This is a genomic window from Streptococcus sp. HMSC065C01, assembly GCF_001813525.1.
GTDB classification, from domain to species: Bacteria; Bacillota; Bacilli; order Lactobacillales; family Streptococcaceae; genus Streptococcus; species Streptococcus parasanguinis_V.
Genome location: NZ_KV812857.1, coordinates 295730 through 303327, shown reverse-complemented (window position 1 = coordinate 303327; position 7598 = coordinate 295730). Strand labels below are relative to the sequence as shown.

Genomic DNA, 7598 nt, shown 5'->3' with positions numbered 1-7598 from the left:
TACCGATTTCTATCCCACTCTCTTTTTTTCGAAAGACCTTCCTTCATTCGGATAAAAATAGTAGAATAGAACAAGTGAATCAACAAGAAAATGGGAGTTGTTATGAATTGGTCTCAATCGCAATCCGTGGTCTTGCAGGCCTTAATCGCAGGATTATTTACATGGGGCTGTACCATTGTCGGGTCAGCCATCGTCTTTTTCTTCAAGCATATTAGTCGCAAATTACTGGACATCATGATGGGATTTGCGGCAGGGGTCATGATTGCGGCTTCGTTTTGGTCGCTCTTGTAACCCTCGATTGAGTATGCGGAAAAATCATATGGGAGCCTGGCTTGGTTTCCGGCTGCTATCGGTTTTCTAGCTGGAGGTTTTTTCCTCCGCCTGATCGATGCTATCGTTCCTCACCTTCATATGACGAAGGAGATTGAGGAGGCTGAGAGCATCCATACGCCGCGGGAGAAGAAGTTGTCTAAAACAACCCTCCTCTTTCTCGCCATTACCATCCACAATTTCCCAGAAGGCTTAGCAGTCGGGGTGGCCTTTGGGGCTCTGGCGAGCAATCCAAGTCCAGAAGCCTTTATTGGTGCGGTTGGCCTAGCTATTGGGATCGGCTTGCAAAATATCCCTGAAGGGGCTGCCCTTTCGATTCCGATTCGAACGGATGGGAAATCCCGTCTCAACGCCTTTTATTGGGGATCTATGTCCGCCATCGTTGAGCCAGTAGGAGCCCTGCTAGGAGCTGTGGCAGTCCTGTCCATGACGGCTATCCTGCCTTACGCCCTCTCTTTTGCGGCAGGTGCGATGATCTTCGTGGTGGTCGAAGAGTTGATCCCAGACTCCCAGACCAATGGCAACACAGATGTTGCGACCCTCGGTCTTATGGTTGGCTTTGTCATTATGATGATCCTCGACGTCGCTTTGGGATAAGGAACTGAAAAGGAGAGCGTCATGACAAGCTCTCTTTTTGATTGCTGTTATTGTCTTTGAGAAAAAAGATAGTCAGATACAGCTCAAAGGAATTTTCATTAGTAAGGAGTATCGTCTTATGGTAAAAATCAAGTTTAAAAAGAAAAGCAAAAGGATGATGAGTGTCATCGCCTTGGCTCTCCTTATGGTAGTTGGGATATTTTTGTTTCATATGAACAAAAAAATGGAGGAGAAGAGACGCAATAGAGAGTATGAAGTCAGCCTTGTAAAGACCTTGAAGCATTCTTACAAGGGAATTGAGGAAATTGAGATTCTAAATCCTTCGTATAGCTCCATTCCGTCAGATGCATGGGGAGCAGATGTAAAATTCACATTTTCTGATGGGAGTTCCAAGGAACATGTGCTAGCTTATGATAAAGATGCGAAAAAAATTAAGATAGGGGTCTATCATAATGAAGATGAAGAATTTCAGAGCTTTATGGATTCTAGGAGAGGCACGACCAAATCGGGAGTAAAGGTAAGGTTTTCAGACGGCTCAGTCAAGGAGCAGTAATCTATTTGAATCATGAGTAAAACCAATGCTAAAAATTCTACAACACTCATCTTCTGTCATCACCTTGTAACACAAATGCAAGGTGACTTTTTTATATAAACATGATAAAATAAGGGTAATGACTACGTAGAAAGGCCTACCATTATGAAAGGTATTATTTTAGCAGGGGGCTCAGGAACTCGCTTGTATCCATTGACACGTGCGGCTTCTAAACAATTGATGCCCATTTATGACAAACCAATGATCTACTATCCGCTGTCAACCCTTATGTTGGCTGGGATCAAAGATATCCTGATCATCTCGACTCCTCAAGACCTTCCTCGTTTTGAAGAGCTTCTTGGAGATGGCTCTGAGCTAGGAATTTCTCTCTCTTATGCAGAGCAACCAAGTCCAGATGGTTTGGCGCAAGCCTTCATCATCGGGGAAGAATTTATCGGTGACGATCATGTTGCCCTCATCCTTGGGGACAATATCTTCCACGGAAACGGCTTAACCAAGATGTTGCAACGGGCAGAAGCGAAAGAAAAAGGAGCGACTGTCTTTGGTTACCAAGTCAAAGATCCAGAACGCTTTGGTGTGGTAGAGTTTGACGCGGATATGAATGCTATCTCTATCGAAGAAAAACCAGAACATCCAAAATCGAACTTTGCAGTGACAGGACTTTACTTCTATGACAATGATGTGGTAGAAATTGCCAAAAACATCAAACCAAGTCCTCGTGGGGAGCTTGAAATCACAGATGTTAACAAGGCCTATTTGGAGCGTGGAGATCTCTCTGTTGAGCTCATGGGTCGTGGTTTTGCCTGGTTGGATACTGGAACTCACGAAAGCCTCTTGCAAGCTTCTCAATATATCGAAACTGTTCAACGCTTGCAAAATGTCCAAGTGGCTAACCTTGAGGAAATCGCCTATCGCATGGGTTATATCACCAAAGAACAAGTCCATGAATTAGCGCAATCACTGAAGAAAAACGAATACGGACAATACTTGCTCCGTTTGATTGGAGAAGCTTAATGACAGAACAATTTTTCGAAAAAGAATTAGCAGCTCGCAAAATTGAAGCCATCCCAGGCTTGATGGAGTTTGATATTCCAGTGCGCGGGGACAACCGTGGTTGGTTTAAAGAAAACTTCCAAAAAGAGAAAATGCTTCCCCTTGGTTTCCCTGAAAGCTTCTTTGCGGAAGGTAAGTTGCAAAACAATATTTCATTCTCTCGTAAGAATGTTTTGCGTGGCTTGCATGCAGAGCCTTGGGACAAGTACATCTCTGTAGCAGATGAAGGCAAGGTTCTTGGAACTTGGGTAGACCTTCGTGAAGGCGATAGCTTTGGAAACACCTACCAAACCGTGATCGATGCTTCAAAAGGCATCTTCGTCCCTCGTGGTGTAGCCAATGGGTTCCAAGTTTTGACAGACAAAGTTGCCTATACATACTTAGTCAATGATTACTGGGCATTGGAACTCAAACCAAAATATGCTTTTGTCAACTACGCAGACCCAAGCCTAGACATCCAATGGGAAAACTTGGAAGAAGCAGAAGTCTCAGAAGCAGACAAGAACCACCCATTTCTTAAAGACGTCAAACCCCTAAAAGCAGAAGATTTGTAAGAATGAAGCTCTTAAAACAATCAAGAACATCATTATATAGTTTTTAGCTTTGCTATAAACGAGCGAAGCGAGCTATATGCTTAGCTTTCCGCCGTGAGAAAAGCACCTGAACCATTGTGTTTCAGGTGCTCGGAAGTTTTGAGACACTAGGCTCAAAACTTAGTCATGGAACTTCCTGGATTGCTGAAATCATCCACTGGATAATTTCACCTAACGTCCGTACTCACCTAAGGAAAGCTAAAAAAAGATTGATTTAAGGAACAATCAAAACTAAAAATTATTTGGAGAAAAAATGTCAGAATATAAACATATCATCGTAACCGGTGGAGCTGGTTTCATCGGTTCAAACTTCGTACACTATGTCTACAACAACCATCCAGACGTGCATGTGACTGTCCTTGATAAACTTACTTATGCTGGAAACCGTGCCAATATCGAAGAAATCCTTGGAGATCGTGTTGAGTTGGTTGTGGGAGACATCGCTGATGCTGAATTAGTTGACAAATTGGCTGCCAAGGCTGATGCGATTGTTCACTATGCGGCAGAAAGCCACAATGACAACTCCCTCAAAGACCCATCTCCATTTATCTACACAAACTTTGTTGGAACATACACACTCTTGGAAGCGGCTCGTAAATACGACATTCGTTTCCACCACGTGTCAACAGACGAAGTGTATGGAGACCTTCCATTGCGCGAAGATCTTCCTGGACATGGGGAAGGTCCTGGTGAAAAATTCACTGCTGAAACAAAATACAACCCATCATCACCTTATTCATCAACCAAGGCTGCTTCAGACTTGATCGTGAAGGCTTGGGTTCGTTCCTTTGGTGTTAAAGCAACGATTTCTAACTGTTCAAACAACTACGGGCCATACCAACACATCGAAAAATTCATCCCACGTCAAATCACCAATATCTTGTCTGGCATCAAGCCAAAACTTTATGGTGAAGGGAAGAACGTCCGTGACTGGATCCACACTAACGACCACTCAACTGGTGTTTGGGCTATCCTCACTAAAGGCCGTATTGGTGAAACTTACCTGATCGGTGCCGATGGTGAAAAGAATAACAAAGAAGTGCTGGAGTTGATCCTTGAAAAAATGGGTCAACCAAAAGACGCCTACGACCGTGTAACAGACCGTGCTGGTCACGATTTGCGTTATGCCATCGATTCAACCAAATTGCGTGAAGAATTAGGTTGGGAACCACAATTCACAAACTTTGAAGCAGGTTTGGAAGATACCATCAAGTGGTACACAGACCACCAAGACTGGTGGAAGGCTGAAAAAGAAGCTGTAGAAGCCAACTATGCGAAAACACAAAAAGTTTTGAAATAATGAAGAAGGTCCAAGTGGAAAATCACTTGGACTTTTTTCAGATATTTTTCTGAAAATCAAAAAATTAACCATTGATTTGTGGTATAATATGGTTAGTTTTTATGATGAATCAATAAGGGGGATATGATGAATCAAAACGATTGGGTTGAATACTTTGAAGCGGTCAATGGTCGCAAGCCAAGTATGCAAGAATTTCAAGAAGCGCGTGAAAAAGGGGAGTTTGTCGTAGAGCGAAAAGAAGAGCCGACTCCAGCAACTGAGGCGCAGGCTCCAACGACAGAGGCACCAGCTCCAGCTCAAGAAGCACCTGTTGCACCTAGTGCGCCTCTTTCACAAGAGCAGCCAGCTGTTGTCCAACCGCAGCCATCGGCGAAAACATTACAACCTGTTCCAAGACCGAAAAAATTGACATTTTCTTTTAATAAACAAACCCAAATTGGGGCTGCAGTTGCGGGACTTGTCGCAGTGATTGCCTTTGCTTGGTTCTTTTTCTTTTCAGGTGGGCCAAGTCTAGATGGTGTTTGGTTGAGAAATACGGATTCTAGTCCGATCACTTATGAACTAAGTGGAAAGAAACAAAAAGTCAATGGTAGCGAGACCATCAAAAAGGTTCTCAAGGGCAATGAAGCGAAAAAAGAATTTAATACCGCACTTTCTTTGTTAAATTCGACAGACTTGCATTCACTTGCGGATGTCGATAAGAAATTTAACCTGAAGACAACAGAAATAGTTGTGATTAAGTCTGGTGGGAACACGCGCTATAACTTGCTCCAAAAAGACGGAAGCAATATTATTTTAAGAAATGATTTATTCGACTTGAAAACTTATAAATCATACGAAGGAAACTTTGAAGATAATTTGGTCTATCACAAGGTTGAAACACCAAAGGCCATGGTTGGAAAGTGGAAGAATGTGACAGAAGGAGATAATACAACTGTTCAGATTTCAGATCATGGAATTATAAGTGATAAGTATTACGATAACAAGGCTTACGCATTCTATTCTCTAGCTGATCAAGAAAAGTATGATGGAGACACGACTTCTAAAGAAGAGATTGAACACACATTTGAAGTCATTCAAGAAGCGGTGAAATCAGAAGGCTATCAAGTGAAGAGCGCTAAGGAAGTCTATATACAAGCTAATTCAAATTATTGTTTCGTACCTGTCAACGGTGGAAAAAACATACTCGTCTTACGTGGTGGTAATGAATTTGCCGCAAAATTAGAAAAAGTAAAATAATGAAAGGACCGCAAGGTCCTTTTTGTTTCCAAACTTCTTAATGAAAAACTATTCATGTCTAGGCAAAAATATGGTAAAATGGATAAGATGTGTCTGAGATGACTATTTCTTCTCAGACGACTACAGGTAATGGAGTAGAAAATGCAAAATAGACCTATTATTATTGGTGTTACTGGTGGTTCTGGTGGTGGAAAGACCAGTGTGTCTCGTGCCATTTTGGCTAATTTTCCGAATGAAAAGATTGCCATGATTGAGCATGATTCTTATTACAAGGACCAAAGTCATTTGACCTTTGAGGAGCGGATCAAGACCAACTATGACCATCCTTTTGCCTTTGATACGGACTTGATGATTGCGCAGATCAATGAACTCTTGGCAGGTCGTCCAGTGGATATCCCAACCTATGACTATGCAGAGCATACACGCAGCAGCAAGACCTATCGTCAGGAACCTCAAGATGTCTTTATCGTGGAAGGGATCTTGGTCCTTGAAGACAAGCGCCTTCGAGACTTGATGGATATCAAGATCTTTGTGGATACGGATGATGATGTTCGGATCATTCGCCGGATCAAGCGCGATATGGAGGAGCGTGGCCGGAGTCTCGATAGTGTCATTGAGCAATACCTTGGTGTGGTAAAACCGATGTACCACCAGTTCATTGAGCCTACCAAGCGCTATGCGGATGTGATTATTCCTGAGGGCGTGACCAATACAGTTGCGATTGACTTGATCACAACCAAGATTGAGAAAATCCTCAACGAGGCGCGTGAGGGAAAATAAAGATAGGGAGAAAGAGGACAATCGATCTCCATCGTTTATCATTAGTTGGAATAATTGAATGTCGCAGTAGTTGGTGAGACTCTTCATTCGCTAAAAGACTCGAAAGAGTTCTCAATCAACTTCGCGGGAGTGGTACCAGAAATGTTATGTAACATTTGTACCACTCCCTCTTTTTCCTAGGGAGAATGGAAATGAAAAGGGAGTTTCATTCGCGGACCAAGGCGTTCGCTTGTTTATTGACCATGTGTGCTGGTTTTTCAGATGCTTATACCTTTATTTGTCGGGGTGGGACCTTGGCGGCAGGCCAGACGGGAAATGTGGTTTTTCTATCGGTTGGTTTGATCGGCCAGCAGATCTCAGATGTAGAAGTGAAGTTAGCCACGATGCTGGCCTTTATGCTGGGGATCTTTTTAATGACGGTCTTGCGTCGCTTGATTGATAATTCAGTCTGGCGCTTGAGTACCCTAGTGCCCTATATCCTCACAACTTTGGTGACGGGATTTTTGCCAGCATCGGTAAAAAATGTCTTCATCGTGCCTTTTTTTGGCCTGAGTTTAGGAATCGTAGCGACCTCATTTGGAGAAGTAGGTAGCTATGCCTACAACCACTCTTTTATGACCGGAAATCTCAAGAAAACCATGGTAGCTTATGGAAATTTTGTTAGAGACAGGGAGATGAAATTCCTCTGGGAAGCCATCTTTATGACCTGCCTGATCGGGAGTTTCGTCTGTGGGGCCATTTTTTCGACCTACTTGATCCAGTTTTATGGATTAGAGACCATCTGGCTGGTATCCATTATCTTGACTATCTTTTTAATCTATCGTGCCATTCAGTATTTTGAAGTCTTTCACTTCAATCGGCGACATGAATAGATAAAATAATTTTTAGAAGAATGAGTTAAATGATTCTGCAAAGAAATAAAACTGAGATTTCATTTTTAAAATGAATCAAGAATATATTGAAACTTTCCGCCGTGAGAAAAGTGCTAGAAACAAAATTGTTTCTGGCACTCGGAATTATTGAGACCTTAGGCTCAATAATTAGTCATGGAACTTCTTTGAAGTTCGCTGACGTCCGTCCTCACCTAAGGAAAGTTTCTAAGATAATTTTATCTATATTCCAGAGGCTGGGACAAAAGTCCTAGCCTCTCAAT

The 7598-nt window shown here is 42.5% G+C and carries 7 protein-coding genes and 1 pseudogene; all 8 read left to right on the top strand.

The annotated features are described in order from the left end of the window. Positions 1 to 102 precede the first annotated feature (102 nt). The 8 genes and pseudogenes from HMPREF2918_RS07080 to HMPREF2918_RS07045 all read left to right on the top strand — a co-directional run bounded on the left by HMPREF2918_RS07080 (position 103) and on the right by HMPREF2918_RS07045 (position 7317). Positions 103 to 927 (top strand): annotated as a pseudogene (locus HMPREF2918_RS07080) (ZIP family metal transporter). A gap of 118 nt (positions 928 to 1045) precedes the next feature. Further along, positions 1046 to 1480 carry a hypothetical protein gene (locus tag HMPREF2918_RS07075; RefSeq protein ID WP_070595095.1) on the top strand — a complete coding sequence of 145 codons (435 nt, stop codon included), beginning with the start codon at positions 1046 to 1048 and terminating at the stop codon, positions 1478 to 1480. 144 nt (positions 1481 to 1624) lie between these two features. Beyond that, complete coding sequence (gene rfbA / locus HMPREF2918_RS07070) at positions 1625 to 2494, top strand: glucose-1-phosphate thymidylyltransferase RfbA (RefSeq protein WP_070595009.1); 870 nt, start codon at positions 1625 to 1627, stop codon at positions 2492 to 2494. Further along, complete coding sequence (locus HMPREF2918_RS07065) at positions 2494 to 3087, top strand: dTDP-4-dehydrorhamnose 3,5-epimerase family protein (RefSeq protein WP_070588869.1); 594 nt, start codon at positions 2494 to 2496, stop codon at positions 3085 to 3087. Before rfbA ends, HMPREF2918_RS07065 begins: the two co-directional genes overlap by 1 nt. A 292-nt stretch (positions 3088 to 3379) precedes the next feature. Beyond that, positions 3380 to 4426, top strand: coding sequence for a dTDP-glucose 4,6-dehydratase (rfbB, locus tag HMPREF2918_RS07060; protein ID WP_003002700.1), 1047 nt, complete (start codon positions 3380 to 3382; stop codon positions 4424 to 4426). Positions 4427 to 4552: 126 nt separating this feature from the next. Next, entirely contained in the window at positions 4553 to 5665 is a 1113-nt protein-coding gene (locus tag HMPREF2918_RS07055) for a hypothetical protein (RefSeq protein ID WP_070595007.1), read from the top strand. A gap of 141 nt (positions 5666 to 5806) precedes the next feature. Next, positions 5807 to 6445, top strand: coding sequence for a uridine kinase (udk, locus tag HMPREF2918_RS07050; RefSeq protein ID WP_003007856.1), 639 nt, complete (start codon positions 5807 to 5809; stop codon positions 6443 to 6445). 191 nt (positions 6446 to 6636) lie between these two features. Beyond that, complete coding sequence (locus HMPREF2918_RS07045; RefSeq protein ID WP_023918488.1) at positions 6637 to 7317, top strand: YoaK family protein; 681 nt, start codon at positions 6637 to 6639, stop codon at positions 7315 to 7317. Positions 7318 to 7598: the final 281 nt, after the last annotated feature.